The sequence below is a fragment of the Lutibacter flavus genome (assembly GCF_900188355.1).
Taxonomy (GTDB): Bacteria; Bacteroidota; Bacteroidia; order Flavobacteriales; family Flavobacteriaceae; genus Lutibacter; species Lutibacter flavus.
Map to the genome: position 1 here is coordinate 170,018 of NZ_FZNX01000006.1, position 26,793 is coordinate 196,810.

Consider the following 26,793-nt stretch of genomic DNA (forward strand, 5'->3'; position numbering starts at 1 on the left):
TCTTTAAATTTTAGAATTGGTTCGTTCGCCATCAATAACTCTCAAAATTCCTAAAGGATTTTCATTTTTCAATTCATTTGGCAACAACTCATTTGGCCAACTTTGAAAACTAAATGGACGCACCCAACGCTTTATAGATTCTGTTCCAACTGCTGTAAATCTGCTATCTGTTGAAGCAGGATACGGTCCGCCGTGAACCATTGAAGGACAAACTTCAACACCTGTTGGCACGCCATTAAAAATAATTCGTCCAACTCTATTTTGAAGTGCATCAACTATGTTTCCATAATTTTCTAACTCATTTTCAGCTAAAATTGTTCCCGTTAACTGACCTTCTAATTTTGAAATAATTTCTTCTAATTGGGCTGTATTTTCGCATTGAACAATCATAGAAAATGGTCCAAAAACTTCCTGATGTAAATTTGTATTTACCAAGAAAGTAGCACCTTCAACAGTAGTAATAGCTTGACGACCATAATTAGCAGCTAATTCCTTATCTACTATTGCTCTAGTTTCTAAGCCTTTTTGCTCCAACATTTTTGCCTTGTTACTTTCATAAGCTCCAATAATATTTGGATGCAGCATACAAGATGGTTCAATTTTCACGATTTCTTCAGATAAAATTTTTACAAAGTTTGATAAATCATTGCCTTTAATTCCTAAAATTAAACCTGGATTTGTACAAAATTGCCCTGATCCTAGAGTAATTGAACCAGCATACGTTTTAGCCCAATCTTCTCCTTTTATTTTTGCTGAATTTGGTAAAATAACTACAGGATTTACACTACCCATTTCTGCAAATACCGGAATTGGTTCTGGGCGCTGTGCAGCCATATCATATAATGCTCTACCTCCTCGAATACTTCCTGTAAATCCAACTGCTTTTACTGCCGGATGTTTTACTAAAGCAACTCCAACTTCAATTCCGCTACTATTTAAATTTGAAAAAACACCATTTGGCATTTCTGTTTTTGATGCCGCTTTTATAATTGCCGAGGCAACTAATTCACCTGTACCAGCGTGCATTGGATGTGATTTTACAATTACCGGACAACCAGCTGCAAAAGCTGCTGCAGAATCGCCACCTGCTGTTGAATATGCCAATGGGAAATTACTAGCGCCAAAAACAGCAATTGGTCCTAAAGGAACTAACATTTTTCGAATATCAACTTTTGGAATTGGTTCACGATTTGGGTCTGCCGTGTCAATTACAGCTTCTACCCAAGAACCTTCTTTTACTAAATTTGCAAATGATCGTAATTGAAAAATTGTTCTACCTCTTTCTCCCATTGCTCTGCCTTCTGGTAAACCGGATTCTGAACAATACGTTTTTATTAATTCATCTCCTAAATTTTCAATTTCGTTGGCTATTTCATTTAGAAATTCACTCTTTTTAATTCCTGACACTTTTTGAAATTTTTGAAAAGCTTCAGTTGCTAATTCAGTAGCCTGTTCAATTTCAACTTCAGAAGCCTCAGAAAATACAATGTCGTTTTCTAAATTTGTTTGTGGATTGAATGTTTTAAAAGTCTTCTCTCCTATTGAGGATAATAAATTTCCTATGTAATTTTTTCCTGTAATCATTAATGCAGTTTTGTGGTTTTAATTTTTGTTATTAAGCTTTACAAATATAAGCTTCGACTTAGCTCAGCCACCAATATTTACAATCTTTTCTTGTGTTAGCGATTGCGGCGGTATCCTTTTTATAGGGTAAAAAGATTAAGCCAAAAGCGCGACCTGAAAGGTAACACCCAAATTATTCAATTACAAATTTTTATAAGCTGATAATATTGGTCGATTTTTAAGCTATTCTCAATAACTTCATAATACGTTTTTGTTATACGCACATCGAAGATAAACGAGGTTCACGTACATTTTTAGTTCCGATATCTGACCAACCTCAGGTAATTTAATACTTTATACTCATCATTTTTGCTTTATTTTAAATCTATAAGAAGTAACGAATTGAACTATAACGATTAATAACATTTAATAATATTATTTTACCTTATTTTTTTTATTTATTTAAAAAAATAGATTAATATTGACATACATTTATATGACATGAAAGTTTTACCATTTAAAATACCAAAACCTGAAAATATAACTTTATATGTACAACATTATAAAGGTGAAAATTTTTATGAAAAATTACACCAACATAAAGAAATACAGATAAGCGTTGTACTAAAGGGTGAAGGCACTTATATTATAGGAGATTGCGTAGGTGATTTTAAAGAAAATGATATTTTTGTTTTAGGTGAAAACTTGCCACACGTTTTTAAACGTGATATTTCTTTTGAAAATGATACTGAAATGGTTTCTTTATTTTTTTCGAAAAATTCTTATGGAGACAACTTTTTTGATTTACCTGAATTTGAGCAATTTGATCATTTTTTTAACAATTCAATTTTAGGATATAAAGTACTTTCAAATAAAGATGAAATTGCACAAATACTTTCAAAAATTCAATTAAGCTCAAAATACAATCAGTTTACGTCATTCTTAGAAGTTTTAAAATTAATTTCTGAAGCTGATAAACGGAAGCTTTCATCTTTAATAAATTTAAAAAAATATGCTGGTGATGAAGGAAAACGGATGAGCGATATTTTTCAATACACCATGAATAATTTTCAAAAAGAAGTTACTTTACATGATGTTGCAAATATTGCAAATATGACTCCAAATGCCTTTTGTCGATATTTTAAACAACGAACGAATAAAACATTTGTCCATTTTTTAATTGATATTAGAATTGGAAATGCCTGCAAATTATTAGCAAAGAAAAATGATTTAAGCATTACCGAAGTTTCTTATAAATCGGGTTTTAATAATTTAGCAAACTTCAATAGGAAATTTAAAGCACTTAAAGGTATAACTCCTTCAGAATATAAGAAGAAACATTAAAGGTTAGCAGTTAGCAGTTAGCAGTTAGCAGTTAGCAGTTAGCAGTTAGCAGTTAGCAGTTAGCAGTTAGCAGTTAGCAGTTAGCAGTTAGCAGTTAGCAAAAAAACTATATTAATTTTATAGATCAAATAACCCCAATTCTTTTTGTCTTTTTTTGGTCATTCCTTTTACTACCAAATCATATGAATGATCTACCAATTCTTTTATAAATTGGTTTGAAATATTCCCTTCAATTGAAATTGTGTTCCAATGTTTTTTGCTCATATGAAATCCTTCAATTACGTCTTCAAACTCTTCTCTTAATTGAATAGATTTTTCAGGATCACATTTTAAATTTACTGTTGATGGATGGTTTTCTAAACCAGATAAGGCAAACATTTTATCTGCAACTTTAAAAACCAAGGTTTTTTCATCAAAAGGAAAACATTCAGTTACCTGTTTTTTTGAAAGGCAATATTCTCTAAACTCTTCAATGTTCATTATTTTATATCTTACTAATTAATCAAAATTTACAGATACTATCTTATATAATTTATTAGTTTATTTTCATAAGAAAGACATTCAAAAATAAACTTGATTTAAGTTAAATTTAATTTAGAATTCTTATCCCCATTCAGGAAATTGTGTGGTATTTAAATCCAGTTGCCTAATAGTTTTCATATCTGTTTCATCCAGTTCAAAGTCAAAAATGTTTAAATTTTCGATCATATGTATCTTTTGTGAAGATCTTGGAATAGCAATAACCCCTCTTTGGAAGTGCCATCTTAAGCATACTTGTGCCACACTTTTGCTGTACTTTTTACCAATATCAGCAAGAGTTTGGTTGGTAAAAATATTATTACGTCCTGCTGCAAAAGGTGACCAGGCCTCCATTTGAACTTCCGATTTTTTTAAAAACCCATAAGAATTATCCTGTTGACAAAAAACGTGGGTTTCAATTTGATTTATAACGGGTTTAATTTTAGCATATGTCATCAATTCATCAAATTGGTTAGGCTCAAAATTACTAACTCCAATAGCTCTTATTTTACCTTCTAAATGAAGTTCTTCCAATGCCTTCCAAGCCCCTTTTACATCTCCACGAGGCCTGTGAAGAAGATAAAGATCTAAATATTCTACTCCCAATTTATTTAAAGAAGTTTCAAAGCCTTTTTTTGCATTTTCATAACCATAATCGTCAACCCACAGTTTTGAGGTTATAAAAAGTTCATCTCTATTTATACCACTTTGCTTTATTCCTGCTCCTACAAATTCTTCATTTCCATAGATGTTAGCGGTATCAATCAAACGATAGCCCACTGAGATAGCTTCAGCCACACATCGTTTACAGGTAGCTCCATTTAAAGTGTTGGTACCAAAACCTAACATTGGCATTTTTATTCCATTATTAAGTAAAATTGTTGGAATAGCGTTTTCGTTTTGAGAAGGAAAAACAGCTCCCATTAAGCTAAAACCTCCAAACGATAAAAAGACTGCCGAAGTAGCAATTTTTGCGCTGGTTTTTAAAAACTCTCTACGTCCAACTGCATTTTGATGATTTTTTGTTTTCATTAATTTATCTTTTAATAGGCTTTATACAAATATAATTAATTAATTCATTAATATTTAACGTATATCACAGATTCCTATTGAAAAGGATTATAAAAGCCTATCCTAAGCCTTTTAAAAAGAATGAAATTAATCGTTTAAATTTTTAGTTTCAATTTCTGGCAAAACTAGTTGTGAATAATTTAGCTTCCATCCAGAAGTTTCTAACAATTGCTCTATCATTAAAATAGTATCTAAAGCTTCTTTTTTTGCAGAATCAATCAATCCACTTTTCGGTATTTTTTCAACAATAAAGGATTTTGATTCTTTATTTAAACCTGTTAAATCCACAGCATCAAATTTATTAAAAAAGCCCTCAACTTTGTCATAATATTTAACATCCGTTTCAACCGTCAAAATTTTTGGCTCAGGAAAATGAGTTAAAATTATTTCCCTTTTTTTATTATCAGATTCCAGTTTAATTTGAGATAAATCATAACCAATATGAACTTTTGCATTTATCAATAAAATTGCTTTCTTTTTACTCGTTATTAAATTTAAAAAGTGGTTTTTAGTATTTTCATAATGATAAATTTCTGCAAAATCACCTTCCACCGAAATTAACTTACAAACACTTTTTATTTTTTCCATTAACACAACTGACTGTTTTTCAGTTTTATGTTGGCTGTTTTTTTTATAATATAAAGTAAAACCAACATAAGTTAGCGCAACACCTAATAAAATACCTGCTAATAAATCCATAGTTTTTGTTGTTGGTCAAATATATGCAATGTTTTTATATTATGAATAAATCACTTGCTATTCCATCTGCTAAAAACTTCCCTTTTTTTGTAGTTGTTAAAACTGTATTACCGTTATCATTTAATTGAAATTTTAATAATTCTTTTTCAACAAAAGGCTGGGCATTTTTTTCTAAATGCAGCAAATAATCAATACCAAATTGCTGTTCAATCCTTTTTAAATCAACTCCCCAAATAGTGCGTAAACCAGTCATAATATATTCATTAAATCTGTTTTTTATAGATAAAATTTCGGTTTCTATGGGAAGTGTATTTTCATTTAAAGATTTTATATATTTTGCGTTGTTTGAAACATTCCATGAACGTTCCAAACCATTAAATGAATGCGCTGAAGGTCCAATTCCTAAATATTTTTCGCCTAACCAATAAGAAGTATTGTGCTTTGAAAAATAGTTTGGCTTCCCAAAATTGGAAATTTCATATTGAATAAATCCTCTTTTTTGAGTTTCTTCAACCAACGTATTAAAATGGGTTAACGCCAAATTTTCATCAACTGGCGGAACTTTTCCTTTTTTAATTAAGGAATGTAATGCTGTTTTTTCCTCTACGGTTAGTGCATAACTCGAAATATGCGGAACTCCAAATTCAAAAGCAATTTGCAAATTTTTCAACCACTTTTCGTTTGTCATATTAGGCACTCCATAAATTAAATCAATTGTAATATTATGAAAGTAACGCATCGCCACAGATAAACAATTTTTAGATTCTTCAGCAGTATGCGCACGATTCATAAATTTTAAATCATCTTCAAAAAAAGATTGGATGCCAATGCTGAGCCTGTTTATTGGAGAAGCTGCCAATTCCTTTATTTTACTTTCAGATAAATCATCCGGATTGGCTTCTAAGGTAATTTCAGGTTTTTCAATAACTGAAAAGTTGCTATAAATAACCTCAAAAATTGATTCTAATTCTACAATTGTTAAAAGTGATGGCGTACCTCCTCCAAAATAGATTGTTTCAATAGTTTCATTTTCTACAAAATTTTTCCTCAACAATAATTCTTTTTTAATTGAATTTAATAGTTCTTCTTTTCTTTTTAAAGATGTTGAAAAATGAAAATCACAATAATAACAAGCTTGTTTACAAAATGGTATGTGAATATATATTCCTGCCAATTCAATTTATTTTTAGATTTTTCAAAAGTACAACTTAATAAAAAACTGCAAAAGGTGATTTAAGTTACCTTTTTTGTGAAAACACTATTGTATTTTTGATAAAAAGCGTCAATCATGTACACATATATAGTATCATTTAAAGTTAAAGAAGGTGAAGGAATTACATTTGTTGAACTTCAAAAATTTGAAGAATTAACAGAAGCTAAACCTGCAGGCTTAGATCATTTTCATATTTTTAAAGATAGAAATGAAGAAAACAGGTTTTTTTTAGTTGAATATTGGAACTCCAAAGAAGATAGAGTTAAAATGGAAAACTCTAAAGAATACCACCTTTTTAGAGAGCATAGAAATTTAGTAATTGACAAAAAATACGAAACGTATGAGTGTGATGTGATAATTTAATTTACTCCTTTACTCTATTTCCGTTTTGTTTTACAAAAGCGCTCCAGCCTGTATAATTTTTACCTGAAGTTATTTTACCGCTATTATAAAAATGACAAACAGCTGCCGCTAAACCGTCTGTTGCATCTAAATTTTTAGGTAATTCTTTTATTTTTAACAAACTCTGTAACATTTTTGCAACTTGCTCTTTACTGGCATTACCATTGCCTGTAATTGCCATTTTAATTTTCTTAGGAGAATATTCTGTAATTGGCACTTCACGAGATAATCCTGCCGCCATTGCAACACCCTGAGCACGTCCTAACTTTAACATTGACTGTACATTTTTACCAAAAAAAGGTGCTTCAATAGCAATTTCATCTGGATGATACGTTTCTATTAAATCAATAGTGCGTTCAAAAATTAGCTTTAATTTTACGTAGTGATCGTCATATTTTTTTAGCATTAACTCATTCAACTGAATTAACTCCATTTTTTTATTTACTACTTTTATCAATCCAAAACCCATAATGGTGGTTCCAGGATCAATTCCCAATATGATTTTTTCTAAACTCAATTAGTTGTTTATTTGTAAAACCAAATGTACAATATCTTGCACAAATATAAACCCCAACTTTTATTGCTATTTAAGTTAGCAATTGTATTTGGCGCAATTTATTTTATTTATCAAAAATTAATTAATAATAACTTGCTAACATTCTCAAAGTTTAGAGAGCAATTTTCGGTTATATGGACAACTAATATTTGGAAACTTATCTTACTGCTTTTGTTTACAGATGCCAATTGGTTGTTAGAAATATTTAAATGGAAAACATTAGTTTCACCCGAAAAAAAAATAACGTTTTTTGATGCTTTTGAACAATGCTTCGCATCATTAACAGCATCACTAATAACGCCAAATAGAATTGGAGAATATGGTGCAAAAGCGCTGTTTTTTGAAAAAGAAAAACGAAAAAAAATAATGTTATTAAATCTAATTGGAAATATGAGTCAGTTAGGTGTTACGCTATTTTTTGGAATAATTGGAATGGCTTATTTAATAATGAATTTCAACTTCCCCATTCCATCTGTTAACTCAAAAAACATCCTAATTATAATAGTGGTTGGTTTTTTAATTTATTTATTAAGAGACAAATTTCAGCTTCATAAAATAAGAACTTACTTTATAAAACTACCGAAAACAATCTTCTATAAAACGTTGATTTTATCTCTTTTACGATACTTATTTTTTTCGCATCAGTTCTATTATTTATTGCTATTATTTGGAATTGAAACAGATTATTTTACAGTCATGAATTTACTTTTCTGTATGTATTTATTGGCTTCAATAATACCCAGTTTACCAATTTTTGATTGGGTTATTAAAGGCTCCATTGCTGTTTGGTTATTTGGCTTAATTGGAATAAATGAATTGACAATTATAACGATTACAACTATAATGTGGCTTTTAAACTTTGCAATTCCTGCCCTATTTGGAAGTATATTTGTGTTAAATTTTAAATTGATTGAAATAGAATGATTATCGCTTTCATTATAACTTTTTTTTACGCCGCTTTAATTATTTTTTTTATAATTGGTTTTGATAAAATTGAAACAATAAAAAACAAAAATATAGCTCCAAAAAACACCTTCTCAATTATAATTCCATTTAGAAATGAAGCACATAATATACCAAATTTATTAAAATCGCTTTCTTTAATAAATTATCCAAAAAATTTATTTGAAATTCTTTTAGTTAATGATGCTTCCAAAGACGATTATAATTCAATTATTGAACATTATAAATTGCATAATCCAACGCTGAAATTAATTCAGATTGAAAATGAAAGAACAACAAATTCACCAAAAAAAGATGCAATAAATTCAGCAATAAAAATTGCCAATCGCGATTGGATTATTACTACTGATGCTGATTGTGAAGTTCCAAAAAATTGGTTATTTATTTTCAATCAATTTATAGAAGAAAAAAAACCATTATTTATTAGTGCTCCGGTAAAATTTAAAACTAAGAAAGGTTTATTATTTCACTTTCAAAATTTAAATTTCATAAGTTTAATAGGAAGTACTATTGGAGGTTTTGGAATTAAAAAACCATTCATGTGTAATGGCGCAAATTTGTGTTACCATAAAAATACTTTTTTTGAATTAAATGGTTTTGAAGGAAACTCAGCCATTGCAAGTGGTGACGATATTTTTTTATTAGAAAAAATGTTACAATTGCTTCCTGAAAAAGTAGCTTACTTAAAATCTAATGAAGCTACCGTAAAAACTTCTTCTGAAAAAACGTGGAAACTATTTTTTAACCAGCAAATACGCTGGGCATCAAAAACTACAGCTTATACAAGTTCTTTTTCCAAAATAGTTGCGGCAACAGTATTTTTAGAAAACTTAATGCTAATTCTTTTGGGAATTTTATTGATTTTCCAACCTTCTTATTGGAGTGTTTTTTTAATTCTTTTAGTGCTTAAAACAATTGTAGATTTAATTTTAATAATTAAATCTACACGCTTTTTAAAGAGTAATTTGTCATTAAGATATTATTTAATAACATGTGTTTTTTATCCTTTTTATATTGCTTTCATCTCCTTTTCTACGCTATTTAAAACCTATCAATGGAAAGGGAGAACTTTTAAAAAATAATGTTAAGTTCTATAGTGAGTTCAATATAAGAAAACCTAATAATTTCTGTATATCAGTCGGTTATCTCATTGCGAAGGAGTTACGACTGTGGTAATCTGTTTATTAATAGTCAGATTGACACATTTTACTTAAAAAAGTAAAATTCGCAATGACGTCTTTTTAAATTTATGATTATCCGCAGTTTGTTTTTATTCTTAAATCGAACTCGGCTTTCTAATTAAAAAACCCAGTAATAAAACTTTCTATATTATACCAAAAGAAAATAATAATTAGAAGTACTATTAACAATATAAATGCTCGTTTATTATTTGGTTTTTTCCGTTTTTTAAATCGGTTTTCCATAATTTATTTTACTTTTTTTGCTCTTAACATTTCTCTTTTTCCAGGAGGCCCAGGTAATTTTTCAACTAAAAACCCAACAGATTGCATTGCGCGTCTAACACTTCCTTTCGCGCTATAAGTTACCAAAACTCCTCCGTTATTTAATGCTTCAAACATTTTTTTAAATATTTCCTCTGTCCACAATTCTGGCTGAACTCTGGCTCCAAATGCATCAAAATAAATTAAATCAAAAGCTTCAACATCAATAATTTCATAAAAAAATTGCTTTCTTTTTGTTAGTGAAAATTTAGATGAAATTATATTTTCAGCTTCCCAATCTTGTAGATGCATTTCATTAAAAACATTCTTAAACTTTGTTGCATTTAATTCATCAACATAGTTTAGTTTCTCAATTTCTTCAGAAACTACAGGATACGCTTCTACTCCAACATAATTTACTTCTATATTCATTTTTGGAGCTTCTAAATAAGTAATAAAACTATTCAATCCCGTTCCAAAACCAATTTCAAGAATATTAATTTTTTGGTTTGAAAAAAGAGATAATCCACTTTTAATAAACACATGAATTGCTTCTTGAATCGCACCATGTTTTGAATGATATTGCTCGTTCCACTCTGGTAAATGTATGGTAGAAGAACCGTCTGAAGTAATAATTATTTCTCGTTTCACGACTTACTTTATAAGTAACTTTTCTATTCTTGGAATTGGACCAAGACACGTAGTTTTATGGCAAGCAACACAAGTATTAACCATAATGTTAAATTGATCTTTCACTTCATTCTGTGAAGCTGAAAAAATTGCTTGCTGATTTTCTATAAATGCTTTCGAAAAAATTTCGAAACTGTCATTTCTATCTTTTGGATCCGTTAAAATAGCTGAATGAATATTTAAAAACTTATCAGAAAATTCACCAACATCCTCATTATTAATAATCTTATTTTTAAGAACTTCATTAGTTTTATACATTTCTTCCATAAGCAATGCCATTTCAGAAAATTGATACATCACTAACTCTTCATTAGCCTTTTTCACTTCTTCCTTTTTTACAGAATTACAAGATAAAATGGGTAGACCAAATAATATTAAAACAATAAACTTCTTCATTATTTTATCATTAAAACACCATCTGCCTCAAACGACAATGTATATTTTGGTTCTATTATTTTAGCAATTTCCTCTTCAGATTTACCTCCATCTTCGGCAAAATGACGTAATTCTTCAACTGAAGTAGTTTTAACAAATGCTTTACCGTTAACAATTACTGCTCTTCCATCTGAATTAAGAGGCATAAAAAAACCATAATCTTTAAATTTAACAAAAGACTCTTGCTCTTCTCCTAAATCTAAATTCATCCAGCAACCTTTGCTTTTACAAACTGTATTTATTTTTGAAGCAAATTTTACATTAATAGTATCTCCTTCTTTTAGCCCTTTATATTTTTCAGCCATTTCCTCTTTTGATATTACATTATCATCTTCAATTTCATCACCAAATGAAAGGTAACTAACCTCTTGTTTTTCAACCTCTTTTTCTACATTTTTAACCTTTTCATTTTTACATGAAGCTAAAAAAAATAAGGCTAAAACTACTAATACTGCATTCTTTATCATTTCAAATTGTTTAAATTCAACATTTTAGGCAAATATATTAAAAATAAGGAATTAACTTTAAAAAGATTTAAAATTATAAATTAAAAAAAATAAGTAATTTTGTTTAAAATAAACTTAAAGTAACAATGGCTTTACATATAGAAAAAATAGCAAAATCAAAAATCTCGAACGTTGATTTTAGCAATTTAAAATTCGGTCAGATTTTTACAGATCATATGTTTGAATGTGATTTTGAAAATGGAGCATGGCAAACACCTAAAATAAGACCTTACCAAGCACTTTCTTTTGATCCTTCAGCAAAAGTTTTCCATTATGGACAGGCTGTTTTTGAAGGTATGAAAGCTTATAAAGACGATAATAATGATATTTGGTTGTTTAGGCCAGATCAAAATCAAGAACGTATTAACATATCGGCAGAAAGGTTAGATATGCCCGCCTTTCCTAAAGAATACTTTTTTGAAGGATTGATTGAATTGTTAAAATTGGATAGTGAATGGGTTCAAAAAGGTGAAGGCAATGCGTTGTACATTCGTCCTTTTATAATTGCTACTGAAAATTGTGTTTCGGCATCATCATCTACTAACTATAAATTTATGATTATTTGCTCACCTGTGCAAGCTTATTATGCTGGTGAAGTTAGGGTTGTAATTGCGGATAAATATAGTAGATCTGCAAATGGAGGTGTTGGTTTTGCAAAAGCTGCAGGAAATTATGCTGCATCTTTTTATCCTGCAAAATTAGCTGCACAACAAGGATATCAGCAAGTTTTATGGACAGATGCTTCTTCCCACGAGTTTTTAGAAGAAGCAGGAACTATGAATGTGTTTTTTAGAGTTAATGACACTTTATTAACTGCTCCAACCAGTGAACGAATTTTGGACGGCGTTACTCGCAAAAGCATCATTCAATTCGCAGAAGATAAAGGAATAAAAGTAGAAGTTAGACCTATTAGGGTTGACGAAATTGTTGAAGCAGCTAAAAAAGGAGAACTTTTAGAAATGTTTGGAGCAGGAACGGCAGCAGTTATTAGCCCAATTTTAGGCTTTGCGCATAAAGACGAAAAATTTGAACTCCCAAAAGTTGAAAATAGCTATGCTTCTTTTATTAAAAAGAGCATTACTGATATTCAACGTAACTTAGCTGAAGATAAATTTGGCTGGAGAGTTAAAGTACAATAATTCAAATCAAGGTAATACTTGCCTAAAATTATAACTTTTTATACATTGCAACAACCAAAACAATCGGATACTAATCCGATTGTTTGGCATATTTATTGGTCTTAACCAAGAAAGAAAAATTATGACGACATTACAATTAGCTAAACGAAATATAAAAGAAAAAGGATTTTTAGATATTGAAACACCTAAAAGTGTTGACTTTGTTAAAGAAATAAAAAAACTTAGAAAGAAAAAAAATGCAATTATTTTAGCACATTATTACCAGGAAGATGCAATACAAGATATTGCTGATTTTGTTGGTGATAGCTTGGCTTTAGCGCAAAAAGCAGCAACTACAGATGCTGATATAATAGTTTTTGCAGGTGTGCATTTTATGGCCGAAACCGCTAAAATATTAAATCCGAAAAAGAAGGTTTTACTTCCAGATTTAAAAGCAGGCTGTTCATTGGCAGATTCTTGTCCTCCAGCTGATTTTGAAGCATTTAAAAAAGAAAATCCAAATCATATTGTAGTTTCTTATGTTAATACTTCAGCAGAAATAAAAGCCCTTACAGATATTGTTTGTACTTCCTCAAATGCTGAAAAAATTATAAATTCTATTCCAAAAGATAGACCAATCATTTTTGCTCCTGATAGAAATTTAGGTGCTTGGCTAATTAAAAAAACTGGTAGAGATATGTTGCTTTGGGATGGTGCTTGTATGGTTCACGAGGCCTTTTCTATTGATAAAATATTAAAATTATATGCTGAAAATCCTGGTTCAGAAATTATTGCTCACCCAGAGTCTGAAGCACATTTGTTAAAAGTTGCTAAATATGTTGGATCAACATCTGGACTACTAAATTATGTAAAAACAAGTAAAGCCAAAACGTTTATTGTTGCAACTGAAGTTGGTATTTTACATAAAATGAGACAAGATTCTCCAGACAAAATTTTAATTCCAGCTCCTGTTGAAGATGATAGTTGCAACTGTAGCGAGTGTTTTTATATGAAAATGAATACTATGAAAAAATTGTATTTATGTTTAAAACACGAATTACCACACGTTGAAGTTGATCCAGAACTAAGTAAAAAAGCTCTAGTTTCAATAGAACGAATGCTAGAACTTTCTAAATAAATTCATTCAAATGAATGCTTCAAAAAAAATACATAAATCAGATTTTTTAGTAATTGGTTCAGGAATTGCGGGGCTATCTTTTGCATTAAAAACTGCACAAAATTTTAAAGATGCCACAATAACTATTATTACCAAAAACGAAAAAAATGAGTGTAATACAAAATATGCTCAAGGTGGAATTTCCACAGTTTGGGATAAAACAGTAGATTCATTTGAACAACATATAGAAGACACATTACTTGCTGGAGATGGAATTTGTGATGAAAAAATAGTTAAAATGGTTGTTGAAGAAGCTCCAGAACGCTTACAGGAATTAATTGACTGGGGTACAAAATTTGACAAAACTACTAATGGAAATTATTCCTTAGGAAGAGAAGGAGGACATTCTCAGGATAGAATTTTACATCATAAAGACATTACTGGTGCTGAAATAGAACGAGCACTAATTGAAAAAGTTGAAAAAGCTGAGAATATTACTTTTTTAACCTACCATTATGCTATTGATCTTATAACTGAGCATCAAGTAAAAAAACAACAAACCAAAAGACAAGAAAAAATAACTTGCTATGGTGCTTATGTTTTAGATGAAAAGAAAAGCATTGTTAAAACATTTTCTGCAAAAGTTACTATGTTAGCTACTGGTGGAAACGGGCAAGTTTATAGCACCACAACAAATCCTGTAATTGCAACTGGAGATGGAATAGCAATGGCTTATAGAGCAAAAGCAGAAATTTCTGATATGGAATTTATTCAATTTCATCCGACAGCATTATTCAATCCGGGAGAATATCCTGCTTTTTTAATTTCAGAAGCAGTTAGAGGTGAAGGTGCTATTTTAAGAGATTATTATGGCGAGCGATTTATGAAGAAATACGATGATCGGGAAGAATTAGCCTCTCGTGATATTGTTGCCAGAGCAATTGATAATGAACTTAAAAAAAGTGGTACACCACATGTGTATTTAGATTGTACACATCTAGATTATAAAGCTTTTAAAAAGCATTTTCCTAATATTACTGAAAAATGTATGAGCTTAGGTATTGATGTTAGAAAAGATTACATACCTGTTTCTCCTGCTCAGCACTATATTTGTGGAGGCGTAAATATTAATAAAAAAGGAAAAACTTCCTTAAAAAACTTATATGCATCTGGTGAAGTTACACGATCTGGATTGCACGGAGCTAACAGACTAGCATCAAACTCATTATTAGAAGGTCTTGTATTTTCCAATAATGCATATGAAAATCTTAAAAAACGCTTTCATAAAATTAAAGAACCTATAAATGTTCCTGTTTGGAATGATAGTGGTGTTGTGAAAAATATGGAGAAAATTTTAATTACTCATGATAGAAATGAAGTAAAAACTATTATGAGTAATTATGTTGGTATTGTTCGGTCAAATGAAAGGCTGTTGCGCGCCGAAAGAAGATTAAGAGTTTTGTACGAAGACAACAAACGTTTATACGATCATTCTGAGCTTTCTACTGATTTATGTGAATTAAGAAATTTAATAACAACAGCCTATTTAATTACACAGTTTTCTAAAAATAGAAAAGAAAATAGAGGAGGATTTTATAGTGCTGATTTAGTGTAAACCATTTATATAACAAATAAAAAAAGGAGCTTTTAAGGCTCCTTTTTTTATTATAATAATATTTTTTTACCAGATTTTAACTCGGTCTTCTGGTTTTAAATACATTTTATCACCTTCAACAATATTAAATGCTGTATAAAATGCATCTACATTTTGAAGTGGCATAAAAGCCCTATACATTCCTGGAGCATGAGGATCCGTTTTTATTTGATTTTTTAAAGCTTCATCTCTGGTTTTAGTTCTCCAAATTGTTCCCCAAGACATATAAAAACGTTGTTCAGCTGTAAAACCATCTATATTTTCAGGTCTTCCATTTTGCTCAAAAAATATTTGCAATCCATCATAAGCAGCATTTATACCTCCCAAATCACCAATATTTTCTCCAAGTGTAAATTCACCATTTAATTTTACATCATCTATTGCAATAACTTCACTGTACTGATCCGTTAATTTTTTCCCTAAAGCAGTAAACTGTTCTAAATCTTCATCTGTCCACCAATTATTTAAATTACCATCAGCATCAAATCTCGAACCGGAATCATCAAAACAATGTGAAATTTCGTGACCAATTACTGCACCAATTCCACCATAATTAACAGCCTCATCTGCTTGGTAATTATAGAAAGGTGGTTGCAATATTGCAGCTGGAAAAACTATTTCATTATTAACAGGATTAAAATAGGCGTTTACAATTTGAGGTGCCATACCCCACTCTGTTCTATCAACTGGTTTTCCTAATTTATTAATATTTTCTTCAAAGTTCCATTTTGAAATATTTACTGAATTTTGAAAATAAGACCCTCCATCTTTTAAACCTTTAACATCCATTGAAGAATAGTCTTTCCATTTATCCGGATAAGCTATTTTAACCGTCATTTTAGTTAGTTTTTCTATTGCTTTTAGCTTGGTTTCATCACTCATCCATTCCAAATCATTAATTCGCTTTTCAAAACCTAGCATTACATTTTTTATCATCCCTTCCGCCTTAGCTTTTGCTTCGGGCGGGAATTTTTTATCTACATATAATTTACCCAACGCTTCACCAATTGAACCATTTAAATTGGCTAAAGCTCTTTCATCTCTTGGTCTTTGTTGTTTTACTCCTTGTAATTCTTTACTATAAAACTCCCAGTTTGCAACTTCCAATTCATTGTTTAATAAACTTGCTGCTCTGTCTATTGCAGTCCAACGTAAATATAATTTGATATCATCCATTGAACTTGAAGTTAAAATTTTCTCAACTGCCTCCATATATTTTGGCTGCATAACAATAACTCTATCCAAATTTTCAATTCCCAAACCTTTAAAATATGTCTCCCAATTTACCGATGGAGTTAAAGCTGTTAATTCTTCCATAGTTTTAGGATTGTACAATTTTCTTGTATCTCTAGACTCTTCTTTTGTAAGTCTAGGTTCAGCTAAATTATACTCATATTTAAAAACTTTTTCAGCATTTAACTTAGCCATTTCCTCTGTATCTCCAAAATATTGAAGCATTCTAGCAATATGAGCTATGTACTTTACTCGTTTCCCTTTAGTATCTTCATCTTGATCAACGTAATAATCTCGCGACAATCCTAAACCTGCAGGTGTAACGTAACCTGCATTCATTTTACTATCTTTTAGATCATTAAACACCGCAAAACCAAAAAAACCACCTTGTCCGTATGGTGACATCTCAGTTAAGAAATTTTGCAAATCTGATAAATTAGATATTTCATCAATTTTAGCTAAAAATGGCTTTATTGGATCAAGGCCTTGTTGATCTCTGGCTACAGTATCCATTATGGTCTCATAAAAATTTACTGCTTTCTTTTGATCAGATTCTAAAGTTAAATTTCCCTGAGCATCTTTAAGTTTAGGGAAAGTATCTTCTGCAATAGCTTCACCTAAAATGGTAAGCACATCTGCATCAGTTTTTTTTCTTAACTCATTAAAACCACCCCAAGAAGTCCTATCTGCTGGAATTTCGGTTTTATCAAACCAATTACCATTTACGTATCTAAAGAAATCATCGTTTGGGCGTACAGTATTATCCATGTTTTCTACGATAATTCCAGGTATTTTCTCTACTTCTACTTGTTTTTCTCCTTTACAAGAAATAATAAATAGAAATGCTCCTATTAAAAAATAAGGCATTAATCTTTTTAAAAAATTTGTCATAATTGTGCGATTGAATTAATTCTGGATTATTTTAACATAATTGACAATAAAATAACATTATTTTATTGATTTTTTAGCTTAAAATTATGTTAAGATTTACTTTTTAGAATTACAGAAATATTTGGTTTAAAATAATTTGGACCCTTCATAACCTTGCCATCTTCACGATAAATCGGTTTGCCATCAGCTCCTAATTTACTCATATTACTTCGCTGAATTTCATTAAAAACCTCTTCAATTTTATGTTGCATGCCATGTTCCAAAATAGTTCCACATAAAATATAAAGCATATCTCCTAAAGCATCTGCCACTTCAACTAAATCATTGTCTTTTGCTGCTTCTAAATATTCTTCGTTTTCTTCAGCCATTAAATCAAAACGTAGTTTTATTTTTTCCTTTGTTAATTTTGCAATTGGTTCATGATTGACCCCTAATCCAAAGGCTTCATGAAAATCTTGAACTGCTTTTATTTTTTGCTTCATTTAAATTTTAATTTCTAATTAGTTTCTATGGTATTAAGAGAATTTATACAATAATTTAGTTGGAACTATTTTTAAAACTAGTGCTACTATTCGCCAACGTTTAGTAATGTAAGCTTTTCTCTTTTTCTTTTTTATAGCTGAATAAATTTGTATGGTTGCCTTATCTAACGGAGCCATCCAAAATGTTTTTCCTAAAGCCATTGCTGTATCCACAAACCCTGGCTGAATATCTGTAACATAAATGGTGGCTTTACTCCTTTTCCCTTTCATCCAAAGGGATTCTAAATAATTTGCCTGAAATGCTTTTGATGCAAAATATGCAGGTGCATGTCTATTTCCTCTAATTGAAGCAATAGATGAAATTCCAACTAAATGACCAAAACCTTGTTCTCTAAAATAATTAAAAGCTAAACCGTATATTTTGGAAGCAGCTAGAATATTTGTATTTAAAATTGGTGATTCTATCTCCCAATCTAATTTATAATTAGCCTCACCAACACCAGAACTATAAACAATTAAATCTACTGTTTCAACTTCATTTTTTAGGTCGTTAAATAGGTTTTTACATGACTCTAAATTAGTAACGTCTTGTACTTTTAAGGTGTAATTATTTGGACTCGTTTCTTTTAATTCATTCAGCAAATTTTCTCGTCTGCCAGTTATAATCACATGGTATCCATCTTCCACTAAAAGTTTGGCAAGTTCTTTACCAATTCCTGAGGTTGCTCCAATAATTAATGCATTTTTCATATTAAAAAATTACGTACTTTTGATGTTAAATATACACATTTAATATGTTTAGCAAAGGACAATTAATTTTTGCCGTTTTTTTTATAATTGCATTTACAATTTTAATGATTTGGAGTTATAGAAAAGACATTAAGGTTCATAAAAAGTATTATAAGAACACTTTTATTTTATTAATAGCCTTATTTTTAATAATTGCAATATTTACTTTAATCACGTTTTCTTTACATTAAATTACTATACATTTATTTAGTAAATTAGCTTTGCATTTAAACTAAATCTAATTTCTTATGAAAATTTTAAAATATATTCTTCTTTTACTTTTAATCTTAGTAATTGGATCTGCTATTTATATTGCAACATTAGAATCTAAATACGATATAAAACGAACAAGAATTATAAAAGCTCCGGCTGAAGTAATTTTTAATAATATTAATGATTTTAAAAATTGGGAACATTGGGGTCCTTGGATGGAAATGGACTCAACAATTGTGGCTTCTTACCCAGAAGTTACGTCGGGAGTAGGCGCATCTTATACTTGGACAGGAAAAGATGGACTTGGTTCTATGAAAACAGTTTCCTTAATTCCAAATAAAGAAATAATACAACAAATAGATTTTGGGACTGGAAGTACACCTGAAGTTTATTGGGATATAACAAGAACTGACACTGGTAATGCTGTTACCTGGGGAATGAGAGGAAAGAGCTCATTTGGAGAAAAAATTTATTGGTTAACACAAGGTGGGATTGAAAAAAATATGGTTCCAATGCACGATAGAGGCCTTGAACTTTTAGAGCAACACCTTATTAAAGAAATGGACAAACATTCCTTTACTATAGTTGGTGAAATTGATTATGGAGGTGGATTTTATTTATACCAAACAACTTCTTGTAAAATTGATGTAGTTGATAAGAAAATGGGAGAAATGTTCCCTGCAGTTATTAAATATATGGAAGACAATTCAATTGAAGCTTCTGGCAAACCATTTTTGTTAACTCATAACTGGGATGAAGCAAATAATACTACCATGTTTTCAACTTGTGTGCCTGTAAAAGAAAGAGTAATTACTACTGATGATGTATTAACCGGTTTTTTAAAGCCTCAAAAAACATTTAAAACTATTTACAAAGGAAGTTATTCATACTCTTATAAAGCCTGGGAAGCTGCTTATAAAGATTTAGTTAAACAAGGATTTACTGAATTAGAAGGTGGCGAACCTTTTGAAGTTTATACAGTTCGTCCAGGTGATGATCCAAATCCAGCTAATTGGATAACAGAAATTTACATTCCAATAAAATAAACAATTTAAAAAAGAGCGAATTTAAATTCGCTCTTTTTTTATACTTCATGATACCTAAAGCAATCCGTTATGTGATCGTTAACTATTCCTGTCGCTTGCATATGGGCATAAATAACTGTTGAACCCACAAATTTAAAACCACGTTTTTTTAAGTCTTTTGAAATAATATCTGAAAGTTCTGTAGTTGCTGGAACATCCTCTAAAGATTTTGGTTTATTTTTAATAGGTTTTCCATTTGTAAATTTCCATATATAATTGGAAAAAGAACCAAACTCTTTTTGAACTTCCATAAAAGCAATTGCATTTGAAATGGTAGCTTTTATTTTAAGCTTGTTTCTAATAATTCCGGCATTTTGTATAAGTTCATCAAACTTATCTTCATTATATGTTGCTATTTTTTTATAATTGAAATTATCAAAAGCAACTCTAAAATTTTCTCGTTTTCTTAGAATTGTAATCCAACTTAAACCTGCCTGGAAAGTTTCTAAAATAAGAAACTCAAAAAGTTTTGCATCATCATAAACGGGCACACCCCATTCTGTATCATGATACTCCATATAAAGTGGATCATTTCCACACCAATTACAGCGTATTTTATTCATCGTATTTCCATTTAACTGACAAGATAAAATAATTATTTTCAAAGTTAAAATCGGAATGATTTTTGTGCCTTTAATAACCTAAAAAACACCTAATTATGAAAAAAATACTTTATTATTTAGCAATTGGGTTATTTATTGTTGGATGCAGTTCAACAACAAAAACTACCAATACAGAGAAACAACTTCCCGAAGGAGCCGTAAGAATAGCTAATGACGAATTAGAATACGAAATTATTATAATTGACCCTGGATTTAATACATATTTACTTACAATAGCCAAACCAGCTAATTATTATTCTCAAGATTATTACGAAATAAAAAATAAATTTTATGTTACTGAGTGGAATATTAGAGCTAGAAATCCTTTAAGATATAACAGTTCTATTTATGAAAACGTTATTGATTACGATTCTAATATTGATTATGGTTTGGATGTAAATTACAAACTTTATAACTACTTTAAATTTGTAGAATATAAATACCGTCAAAAGTTCTTTTAAAAAAAAATGTATTAATTAACAAGAGGATAAATAAAAAAGACTCACCATTGGAGAGCCTTTTTTATTTTTACTAAAAATGATGTTTCTTATTCTTTTTTAATAACTACCTCTTTTACTCTCTTAACTTTAGCTTCAACATCTTCTAAAGCTTTTAACTGAGCTTCTACTTCTTCCTCAGTTCCCGATAATACTTTTTCCTCAATAACTGTTTGTCCATTTTCAACTGTAGTAGTAATAACAGCAGCAGAAACAGTTCCATCATCATTTACGGTCATTTCAACCTTTACATCTTTTGAAATTTCCATTTCGGCAACAAGTTGAGTTGAAACATTTTCTTTTGCATATTCAGCTACATCAACTTCATCTAGAGCTATACTTGGTGCAATTACCAATGCCACAACTGACATTAATTTTAATAAAATATTTAAAGAAGGTCCAGAAGTATCTTTAAAAGGATCTCCAACAGTATCTCCAACAACAGCTGCTTTATGAGCCTCTGTTCCTTTTTTACCTTGTTCTTCTATCATTTTTTTAGCATTATCCCAAGCTCCACCTGCATTTGATTGAAAAATAGCCATTAAAACTCCACAAGTTGTAACGCCCGCTAATAATCCTCCCAACATTTGAGGCCCACCAATTCCAAATAATTTACCTCCAAAACCAACAATAACTGGCACAGCTAAGGCTAATAACCCAGGAAACACCATTTCTTTAATTGAAGCTTTCGTAGAAATTTCAACACATTTATCATATTCTGCATATCCATCAGCTGCATCAAATATTTTTCTATCCTCATCTGAAGCTTTTGACATATCCGAATCATATTTACGCATTACTCCTAATGCAGCTTTCAATTGAGGAATATCTCTAAACTGACGACGAACTTCTTCAATCATTGCCATTGCAGCACGACCTACAGCATTCATAGACAAGGCTGAGAATACAAATGGCAACATACCTCCAATTAATAAACCTGCCATTATATCTGGCTTTGAAACATCAATGGTTGTAACATTTGCAGTTTTCATAAAAGCTGCAAATAAAGCCAATGCAGTTAACGCAGCAGAAGCAATTGCAAAACCTTTACCAATAGCTGCAGTTGTATTTCCAACGGCATCTAATTTATCAGTGCGCTCACGTACTTCTTTTGGTAATTCTGCCATTTCAGCAATACCACCTGCATTATCAGAAATTGGTCCATAAGCATCAACAGCTAATTGAATTCCTGTATTTGCTAACATACCAACAGCAGCAATTGCAATACCGTATAAACCAGCAAAATGATGAGAAATCATTATTGCAGCAGCAATTAATAAGATTGGAATAGCGGTTGACATCATACCAACACCTAAACCTGCAATAATATTTGTTGCTGAACCAGTTTCTGATTGTTTTACAATAGATAAAACTGGTTTAGACCCTGTTCCTGTATAATATTCTGTTACTTTTCCAACACAAAAACCTGCAACTAAACCCGCAAGAGTTGCATAAAACACACCCATTGCACCTGATGGTAAACCATCAACAGTTTCTGGGATCATTGCTGTGATTATAAAATAGGATGCAATTATCATTAAAAATCCAGATCCAAATTCACCCAAATTCAGAGCTTTATGTGGTGACCCACCGTCCTTTACTTTTACAAAAAATGTTCCAATAATTGACATTACAATCCCAACAGCAGCTAAAACTAACGGTAAATAAACTGCTCCCAAACCACCATATTCAGGTGTAAAAATAAAAGCTCCTAATACCATTGTCCCAATAATTGAACCAACATAAGATTCAAATAAATCGGCCCCCATACCGGCAACATCACCAACGTTGTCTCCAACATTATCTGCGATAGTTGCGGGATTTAAAGGATGATCTTCTGGAATACCTGCTTCAACTTTACCTACTAAATCTGCTCCAACATCGGCAGCTTTTGTATAAATACCTCCACCAACACGTGCAAATAATGCAATTGAAGATGCTCCTAAAGAAAATCCAGAAAGAACATTTAATACCATTGGAATGTTTTCAGAACCAGGCCAAAGGTTTTGATAAATCATAAATAATCCACTTAATCCTAATACTCCAAGACCAACAACACCCAACCCCATTACAGCACCACCAGCAAAAGCAACTTCTAATGCTTTTCCTAAGGATGTTTTAGCAGCCTGTGTAGTTCTAACATTTGCTTTTGTAGCCACTTTCATTCCTATAAAACCAGCTAAAGCAGAACAAATAGCTCCAACTATAAATGATATTGCTACCATTCCATTTGAACCAACTTCATTTGTTCCTTTAAAATATAATAAGATTGCTACTGCTACTACAAAAATTGCAAGTATTTTGTATTCAGCTTTAAGGAAAGACATGGCTCCGTCCGAAATACTTTTAGCAATTCTCGCCATTTTGTCATCACCCCCATCTTGTTTTGATACCCATGCATTTTTAATAAATACAAATACAAGTGCTAACACCCCAAATAAGGGTAAAAATTTTACTATTAATTCCATTTGATAATTGTTAGGTTTAATTAATTTTTTAGTTGCGATAAATTTAGTAAAATATGGGTGATAAAAAAAACCACCATTAACAAATATTAATGGTGGTTTTCTAATTAAGAATAATTACTTTTTAAATTGTAAATGTTCTTTTTTTCTTATGTTCGCTATTCTCATATCTCGCTACACATTCGTGGTAAATTTTAACAGCTTCTTCAGCATTTCCCCATCCACCTACATCAACTTTTTTCTCTTCTAAATCTTTATAAACTTGAAAAAAGTGTTCAATTTCTTTCAATCTATGCGGGTTTAAATCTGAAATATCTTTTCTATTATTCCATATTGGATCTGAAACAGGTACACATATTATTTTTTCATCTGGTCCTTTTTCATCTGTCATATGAAAAACCCCAATTGGTCTTACTTCCATAACAACCATTGGAAAAGTAGGTTCACTTCCTAAAACTAATACATCTAATGGATCCATATCAAGTGCCAAAGACTCTGGAATAAATCCATAATCTCCAGGGTACATCATTGAAGAAAACAACATTCTATCGAATCTAATTTTATGTAAAGTAAAATCATATTCATACTTATTTCTACTTCCTTTTGGTATTTCAATTAACACATCAAATGTTAAAACTTTTTTAGATTTAGCAGTCATATTTATATTTTAATTTTATGCAAAAGTACAAAAAACGTACAGTTAGGTGCGCTATTTTAAAATGATTTTTAAAAATGAAACCCAAACGCTCCTTTTATAGCAAATTTATTTGCGTCTGGAACATCTTTGTAATTTCCTCTCCAACTAAAATCGATTCTGAATACTTTAAAAATATTACCAATACCAACACTATATTCATAATATCCTTTTGTTGGTGCAACATAATTTATGTTTGAAGCATTTAAAGCTAAGTTTTTATCTGAAATTTCACCCCAAACCCCTTTAATACCTACTAATTCTCTCAAGTTTAGTTTTCTTAACAATGGGATTCTGGATAAAAATCTTCCATTAAAATTATGTTCTATATGAAGTGATGCGTATGTATCTGTAACAAATTCATAGTAATTTAATAGTGCATACGAGTTTTCAATAGTAAAATAAGATTGGTTTCCGGGAACTACATTTAACAATCCTAATGGAACTTCACCAAATGTTTTCCCTACTTCAAATGTTGTAAACATTCTTCCAAAACCTCCAATTAATATAGGCTGACGATAATATAACTGGATTTTTTGATAATCAAAATCACTGTTAAAAACCCCTTTTATACCTTGTGAATAATTTAAAAACAATGTTGAATAGGTGTCTGTAACCTCATTCCGTTCAACTCCATAGCCAATTGTTTTTCTATTTGGTGTATACCTAATGGAAAAATCAATTTCAGATTGAATTACTTCAGAAGACTTTAATTCATTTTCTTTATCAATCCAATAGTCTAAATTAAAAGTTTCTGGCGAAGCCGATTTTAAGGTTCTAAATGAAGCTCCAATTTTAAATTGTAAATTCTCCCTGGGCTCAACCGACATAAAAACATTGGATAAATTTATAGAAGTTAATTTGCTATTATCACCGCTAGCAAAAAAGGATGAGGAAGCAAAACTTCGCCCCAAAACATCATTTGTTGAAGTTAAACTCACTCCTATTTGCTCAACATCTCTCCTATTTCCAGCTCCAATAATAAACCTGCTTTTGGGATTTATCATCCATTTACCAGATAATCCATATTTAAACTGATTATCTTCAAATCCATAGGCTGTATATCCTTGCAATCGCCAAGGTTCATTCCCACCTAAATAAGTTCTACCTCCAACACGTAAACGTAACCCTTCAACATCATTTTTACCAATAGTTGAAAAAATTGAACCAAAATCAAAATTATTAAACTCAATATACCCCGAACCTAAAATAGATATTGCATTGTAAATTTGCTTAAACTTTGGGACCGTAGTTAATGTATCTAACATTTTATAGATTCCAAGTTCATTTTCATTTAATTTTTCTTGTCGGTTTTCTCCCCAAAAATCTTCTTTTTTATTATAAATTTCCTCATCGTAAACATTTATCTTCTCATTGTAAAAACTGGGTTCTTTCTTTTCATCAAATTTATAATCTTTATACATCGTAGTTCTTCTACCATATACACCTTTTGATTTATTTTTTTTATTTAAACTAAAATCAGACAACATATAATCTCGCTTCAATAAAAATACTGAATCGTTCAACACATCGAACTCTTGTTCAATATAAATATCTTTAACCCAGTTTATATTGGCACTTCGGGTTGCTTGCATATTAATTTCTTTAATTGCAAACGTAGAATCATTTACCCAAAAATCTCCTTTAAACGTTAATTCACTTTTTCTACGTGGATAGTATAAAATATTATAGCACCATTTATTATTAATATAGGCGCTATCTGTTAACACATAATTATAAGTTGAAATTCCCGATGCTTTTGAAATTGGACTCACAAAGCTTTTATCGAAAATCTTGATATAGCTATCATAAATATTATACTCTACATACAAATCTTTAATAAAAGCAATCACATTTTGATTTGAATTAAAGCCAGAATTTTTATTGGCAACTAAATCTTCACGAAGTTTTTGACCGTCTTTATTTTTTCCATAAGAATTATAAACTGACTCATTAATAAAAATTGGCAAAAAAGATTTTCCTGTAATTCTAGAAGTATCAATACTATTAAATATAAATTCCATTCCTTTAAATAGTTTCTTTTTCATAAAAGAACTATCCACATTATTCATATCAAACTCTAGCTTTTCGTACTTTTCATATTGATATTGATCGAAAAGGTAAATTCCATTTTGACGCTTTTTCTCCCAAACTTTCCTTAAAATATCAATTGCCGGATTTCCTTTTTTCTTTACTTTGCCTGAATAAATAAAAACCTCGTCCAGCTGATCTGCGGATTCTTGTAGTATAATTGCTAAATTAAAATCTCGACTTTTTATTGTAATAGTTTTGGTTTCAAAACCCAAAAATGAAACTTCAATTTCTGAATACGTTTTATCTGACTCTAAATAGAATTTTCCATTTTCATCAGAAACCGTTCCTTCAGTAGAACCTGCAAAAACAATATTTGCAAATGGAATAGTTTTATTTTGAACATCTAGTACAACTCCACTAATTTTAACCTGTGCAAAACTTACTGAAAACGCAAGTAAGAAAAATATATAAGTAACTTTAAATTTTCTTTTCATAATAAAAAATTCCTTCCAAGTT

At 30.2% G+C, this 26,793-nt stretch carries 25 protein-coding genes; 9 read left to right on the forward strand and 16 right to left on the reverse strand.

Annotation, left to right across the window (positions count from 1 at the left end; translation table 11 throughout):
• Positions 1-3 precede the first annotated feature (3 nt).
• A complete protein-coding gene (locus CHB63_RS15860) occupies positions 4-1,584 on the reverse strand; it encodes an aldehyde dehydrogenase (NADP(+)) (protein ID WP_089379461.1) in 1,581 nt (526 codons plus the stop codon).
• A gap of 480 nt (positions 1,585-2,064) precedes the next feature.
• On the opposite strand from CHB63_RS15860, the gene CHB63_RS15865 reads away from it, so the two are divergent.
• Entirely contained in the window at positions 2,065-2,907 is an 843-nt protein-coding gene (locus CHB63_RS15865) for an AraC family transcriptional regulator (protein ID WP_089379462.1), read from the forward strand.
• Positions 2,908-3,024: 117 nt separating this feature from the next.
• On the opposite strand, the gene CHB63_RS15870 is transcribed toward CHB63_RS15865, so the two are convergent.
• The 4 genes from CHB63_RS15870 to hemW form a co-directional block, all read right to left on the reverse strand.
• Positions 3,025-3,387 carry an MmcQ/YjbR family DNA-binding protein gene (locus CHB63_RS15870; protein WP_089379463.1) on the reverse strand — a complete coding sequence of 121 codons (363 nt, stop codon included), beginning with the start codon at positions 3,385-3,387 and terminating at the stop codon, positions 3,025-3,027.
• Positions 3,388-3,510: 123 nt separating this feature from the next.
• On the reverse strand, positions 3,511-4,314 hold the full coding sequence (locus CHB63_RS15875; RefSeq protein ID WP_449560138.1) for an aldo/keto reductase: 804 nt from the start codon (positions 4,312-4,314) through the stop codon (positions 3,511-3,513).
• Between the two features lie 270 nt (positions 4,315-4,584).
• A complete protein-coding gene (locus tag CHB63_RS15880) occupies positions 4,585-5,196 on the reverse strand; it encodes a DUF4230 domain-containing protein (RefSeq protein WP_089379465.1) in 612 nt (203 codons plus the stop codon).
• 34 nt (positions 5,197-5,230) lie between these two features.
• Positions 5,231-6,370: a radical SAM family heme chaperone HemW gene (gene hemW / locus CHB63_RS15885; RefSeq protein ID WP_089379466.1), complete on the reverse strand. Its 1,140-nt coding sequence runs from the start codon at positions 6,368-6,370 to the stop codon at positions 5,231-5,233.
• A gap of 114 nt (positions 6,371-6,484) precedes the next feature.
• Between hemW and CHB63_RS15890 the strand changes: the two genes are divergently transcribed.
• A complete protein-coding gene (locus CHB63_RS15890; RefSeq protein WP_089379467.1) occupies positions 6,485-6,772 on the forward strand; it encodes a putative quinol monooxygenase in 288 nt (95 codons plus the stop codon).
• 1 nt (position 6,773) lies between these two features.
• Here CHB63_RS15890 and ruvC read toward each other — a convergent pair whose 3' ends face one another.
• Positions 6,774-7,328 carry a crossover junction endodeoxyribonuclease RuvC gene (ruvC, locus tag CHB63_RS15895; RefSeq protein ID WP_089379468.1) on the reverse strand — a complete coding sequence of 185 codons (555 nt, stop codon included), beginning with the start codon at positions 7,326-7,328 and terminating at the stop codon, positions 6,774-6,776.
• Between the two features lie 63 nt (positions 7,329-7,391).
• Here ruvC and CHB63_RS15900 point away from each other — a divergent pair, with 63 nt between their 5' ends.
• Complete coding sequence (locus CHB63_RS15900; protein ID WP_245857049.1) at positions 7,392-8,291, forward strand: lysylphosphatidylglycerol synthase domain-containing protein; 900 nt, start codon at positions 7,392-7,394, stop codon at positions 8,289-8,291.
• Positions 8,288-9,412, forward strand: a complete 1,125-nt coding sequence (locus tag CHB63_RS15905; RefSeq protein ID WP_089379470.1) for a glycosyltransferase family 2 protein — start codon at positions 8,288-8,290, stop codon at positions 9,410-9,412. The genes CHB63_RS15900 and CHB63_RS15905 overlap by 4 nt, the downstream gene beginning before the upstream one ends.
• Before the next feature lie 345 nt (positions 9,413-9,757).
• Here CHB63_RS15905 and mnmD read toward each other — a convergent pair whose 3' ends face one another.
• The 3 genes from mnmD to CHB63_RS15920 are packed head-to-tail and all read right to left on the reverse strand — an operon-like array spanning position 9,758 to position 11,364.
• Entirely contained in the window at positions 9,758-10,423 is a 666-nt protein-coding gene (gene mnmD, locus CHB63_RS15910; RefSeq protein ID WP_089379471.1) for a tRNA (5-methylaminomethyl-2-thiouridine)(34)-methyltransferase MnmD, read from the reverse strand.
• Positions 10,424-10,426: 3 nt separating this feature from the next.
• Positions 10,427-10,858 (reverse strand): hypothetical protein, encoded by a 432-nt coding sequence (locus tag CHB63_RS15915; protein ID WP_089379472.1) that lies wholly within the window; start codon positions 10,856-10,858, stop codon positions 10,427-10,429.
• Entirely contained in the window at positions 10,858-11,364 is a 507-nt protein-coding gene (locus tag CHB63_RS15920; RefSeq protein ID WP_089379473.1) for a DUF4920 domain-containing protein, read from the reverse strand. The genes CHB63_RS15915 and CHB63_RS15920 overlap by 1 nt, the downstream gene beginning before the upstream one ends.
• Positions 11,365-11,489: 125 nt before the next feature.
• On the opposite strand from CHB63_RS15920, the gene CHB63_RS15925 reads away from it, so the two are divergent.
• The 3 genes from CHB63_RS15925 (at position 11,490) to nadB (ending at position 15,253) form a co-directional block, all read left to right on the forward strand.
• On the forward strand, positions 11,490-12,542 hold the full coding sequence (locus CHB63_RS15925; protein ID WP_089379474.1) for a branched-chain amino acid aminotransferase: 1,053 nt from the start codon (positions 11,490-11,492) through the stop codon (positions 12,540-12,542).
• A 121-nt stretch (positions 12,543-12,663) separates the two neighbouring features.
• Positions 12,664-13,659, forward strand: a complete 996-nt coding sequence (gene nadA / locus CHB63_RS15930) for a quinolinate synthase NadA (RefSeq protein ID WP_176420417.1) — start codon at positions 12,664-12,666, stop codon at positions 13,657-13,659.
• Between the two features lie 10 nt (positions 13,660-13,669).
• The gene (nadB, locus tag CHB63_RS15935; protein WP_245857052.1) at positions 13,670-15,253 is read left to right on the forward strand and encodes an L-aspartate oxidase; all 1,584 of its coding nucleotides are present in this window, start codon (positions 13,670-13,672) and stop codon (positions 15,251-15,253) included.
• Between the two features lie 66 nt (positions 15,254-15,319).
• On the opposite strand, the gene CHB63_RS15940 is transcribed toward nadB, so the two are convergent.
• The 3 genes from CHB63_RS15940 to CHB63_RS15950 form a co-directional block, all read right to left on the reverse strand.
• Positions 15,320-17,416, reverse strand: coding sequence for a M13 family metallopeptidase (locus CHB63_RS15940; protein WP_176420419.1), 2,097 nt, complete (start codon positions 17,414-17,416; stop codon positions 15,320-15,322).
• An 89-nt stretch (positions 17,417-17,505) separates the two neighbouring features.
• Positions 17,506-17,898, reverse strand: a complete 393-nt coding sequence (locus CHB63_RS15945; RefSeq protein ID WP_089379475.1) for a pyrophosphohydrolase domain-containing protein — start codon at positions 17,896-17,898, stop codon at positions 17,506-17,508.
• Positions 17,899-17,931: 33 nt separating this feature from the next.
• Positions 17,932-18,648 carry an SDR family NAD(P)-dependent oxidoreductase gene (locus tag CHB63_RS15950; RefSeq protein ID WP_089379476.1) on the reverse strand — a complete coding sequence of 239 codons (717 nt, stop codon included), beginning with the start codon at positions 18,646-18,648 and terminating at the stop codon, positions 17,932-17,934.
• Positions 18,649-18,935: 287 nt separating this feature from the next.
• Here CHB63_RS15950 and CHB63_RS15960 point away from each other — a divergent pair, with 287 nt between their 5' ends.
• Entirely contained in the window at positions 18,936-19,946 is a 1,011-nt protein-coding gene (locus CHB63_RS15960) for an SRPBCC family protein (RefSeq protein WP_089379478.1), read from the forward strand.
• Positions 19,947-19,984: 38 nt separating this feature from the next.
• Here CHB63_RS15960 and CHB63_RS15965 read toward each other — a convergent pair whose 3' ends face one another.
• Positions 19,985-20,548 carry a DNA-3-methyladenine glycosylase I gene (locus CHB63_RS15965; RefSeq protein ID WP_089379479.1) on the reverse strand — a complete coding sequence of 188 codons (564 nt, stop codon included), beginning with the start codon at positions 20,546-20,548 and terminating at the stop codon, positions 19,985-19,987.
• Between the two features lie 95 nt (positions 20,549-20,643).
• Here CHB63_RS15965 and CHB63_RS15970 point away from each other — a divergent pair, with 95 nt between their 5' ends.
• A complete protein-coding gene (locus CHB63_RS15970; protein ID WP_089379480.1) occupies positions 20,644-21,048 on the forward strand; it encodes a DUF6146 family protein in 405 nt (134 codons plus the stop codon).
• Between the two features lie 86 nt (positions 21,049-21,134).
• Here CHB63_RS15970 and CHB63_RS15975 read toward each other — a convergent pair whose 3' ends face one another.
• The 3 genes from CHB63_RS15975 to CHB63_RS15985 form a co-directional block, all read right to left on the reverse strand.
• Positions 21,135-23,552: a sodium-translocating pyrophosphatase gene (locus tag CHB63_RS15975; protein WP_089379481.1), complete on the reverse strand. Its 2,418-nt coding sequence runs from the start codon at positions 23,550-23,552 to the stop codon at positions 21,135-21,137.
• A gap of 121 nt (positions 23,553-23,673) precedes the next feature.
• A complete protein-coding gene (locus CHB63_RS15980) occupies positions 23,674-24,207 on the reverse strand; it encodes an inorganic diphosphatase (protein WP_089379482.1) in 534 nt (177 codons plus the stop codon).
• Positions 24,208-24,275: 68 nt separating this feature from the next.
• Positions 24,276-26,771, reverse strand: a complete 2,496-nt coding sequence (locus tag CHB63_RS15985; protein WP_089379483.1) for a DUF5686 and carboxypeptidase-like regulatory domain-containing protein — start codon at positions 26,769-26,771, stop codon at positions 24,276-24,278.
• Between the last annotated feature and the right edge of the window lie 22 nt (positions 26,772-26,793).

Coding starts and splice junctions, on each gene's coding strand:
- CHB63_RS15950 (WP_089379476.1), bottom strand. CDS start 18,648: ATGAAAAATGCATTAATTATTGGAGCAACCTCAGGAATTGGTAAAGAA.
- CHB63_RS15915 (WP_089379472.1), bottom strand. CDS start 10,858: ATGAAGAAGTTTATTGTTTTAATATTATTTGGTCTACCCATTTTATCT.
- CHB63_RS15920 (WP_089379473.1), bottom strand. CDS start 11,364: ATGATAAAGAATGCAGTATTAGTAGTTTTAGCCTTATTTTTTTTAGCT.
- CHB63_RS15940 (WP_176420419.1), bottom strand. CDS start 17,416: ATGACAAATTTTTTAAAAAGATTAATGCCTTATTTTTTAATAGGAGCA.
- CHB63_RS15960 (WP_089379478.1), top strand. CDS start 18,936: ATGAAAATTTTAAAATATATTCTTCTTTTACTTTTAATCTTAGTAATT.
- nadA (WP_176420417.1), top strand. CDS start 12,664: ATGACGACATTACAATTAGCTAAACGAAATATAAAAGAAAAAGGATTT.
- CHB63_RS15975 (WP_089379481.1), bottom strand. CDS start 23,552: ATGGAATTAATAGTAAAATTTTTACCCTTATTTGGGGTGTTAGCACTT.
- CHB63_RS15985 (WP_089379483.1), bottom strand. CDS start 26,771: ATGAAAAGAAAATTTAAAGTTACTTATATATTTTTCTTACTTGCGTTT.
- CHB63_RS15880 (WP_089379465.1), bottom strand. CDS start 5,196: ATGGATTTATTAGCAGGTATTTTATTAGGTGTTGCGCTAACTTATGTT.
- CHB63_RS15870 (WP_089379463.1), bottom strand. CDS start 3,387: ATGAACATTGAAGAGTTTAGAGAATATTGCCTTTCAAAAAAACAGGTA.
- CHB63_RS15970 (WP_089379480.1), top strand. CDS start 20,644: ATGAAAAAAATACTTTATTATTTAGCAATTGGGTTATTTATTGTTGGA.
- nadB (WP_245857052.1), top strand. CDS start 13,670: ATGAATGCTTCAAAAAAAATACATAAATCAGATTTTTTAGTAATTGGT.
- CHB63_RS15890 (WP_089379467.1), top strand. CDS start 6,485: ATGTACACATATATAGTATCATTTAAAGTTAAAGAAGGTGAAGGAATT.
- CHB63_RS15865 (WP_089379462.1), top strand. CDS start 2,065: ATGAAAGTTTTACCATTTAAAATACCAAAACCTGAAAATATAACTTTA.
- CHB63_RS15860 (WP_089379461.1), bottom strand. CDS start 1,584: ATGATTACAGGAAAAAATTACATAGGAAATTTATTATCCTCAATAGGA.
- CHB63_RS15945 (WP_089379475.1), bottom strand. CDS start 17,898: ATGAAGCAAAAAATAAAAGCAGTTCAAGATTTTCATGAAGCCTTTGGA.
- CHB63_RS15925 (WP_089379474.1), top strand. CDS start 11,490: ATGGCTTTACATATAGAAAAAATAGCAAAATCAAAAATCTCGAACGTT.
- CHB63_RS15980 (WP_089379482.1), bottom strand. CDS start 24,207: ATGACTGCTAAATCTAAAAAAGTTTTAACATTTGATGTGTTAATTGAA.
- CHB63_RS15905 (WP_089379470.1), top strand. CDS start 8,288: ATGATTATCGCTTTCATTATAACTTTTTTTTACGCCGCTTTAATTATT.
- CHB63_RS15965 (WP_089379479.1), bottom strand. CDS start 20,548: ATGAATAAAATACGCTGTAATTGGTGTGGAAATGATCCACTTTATATG.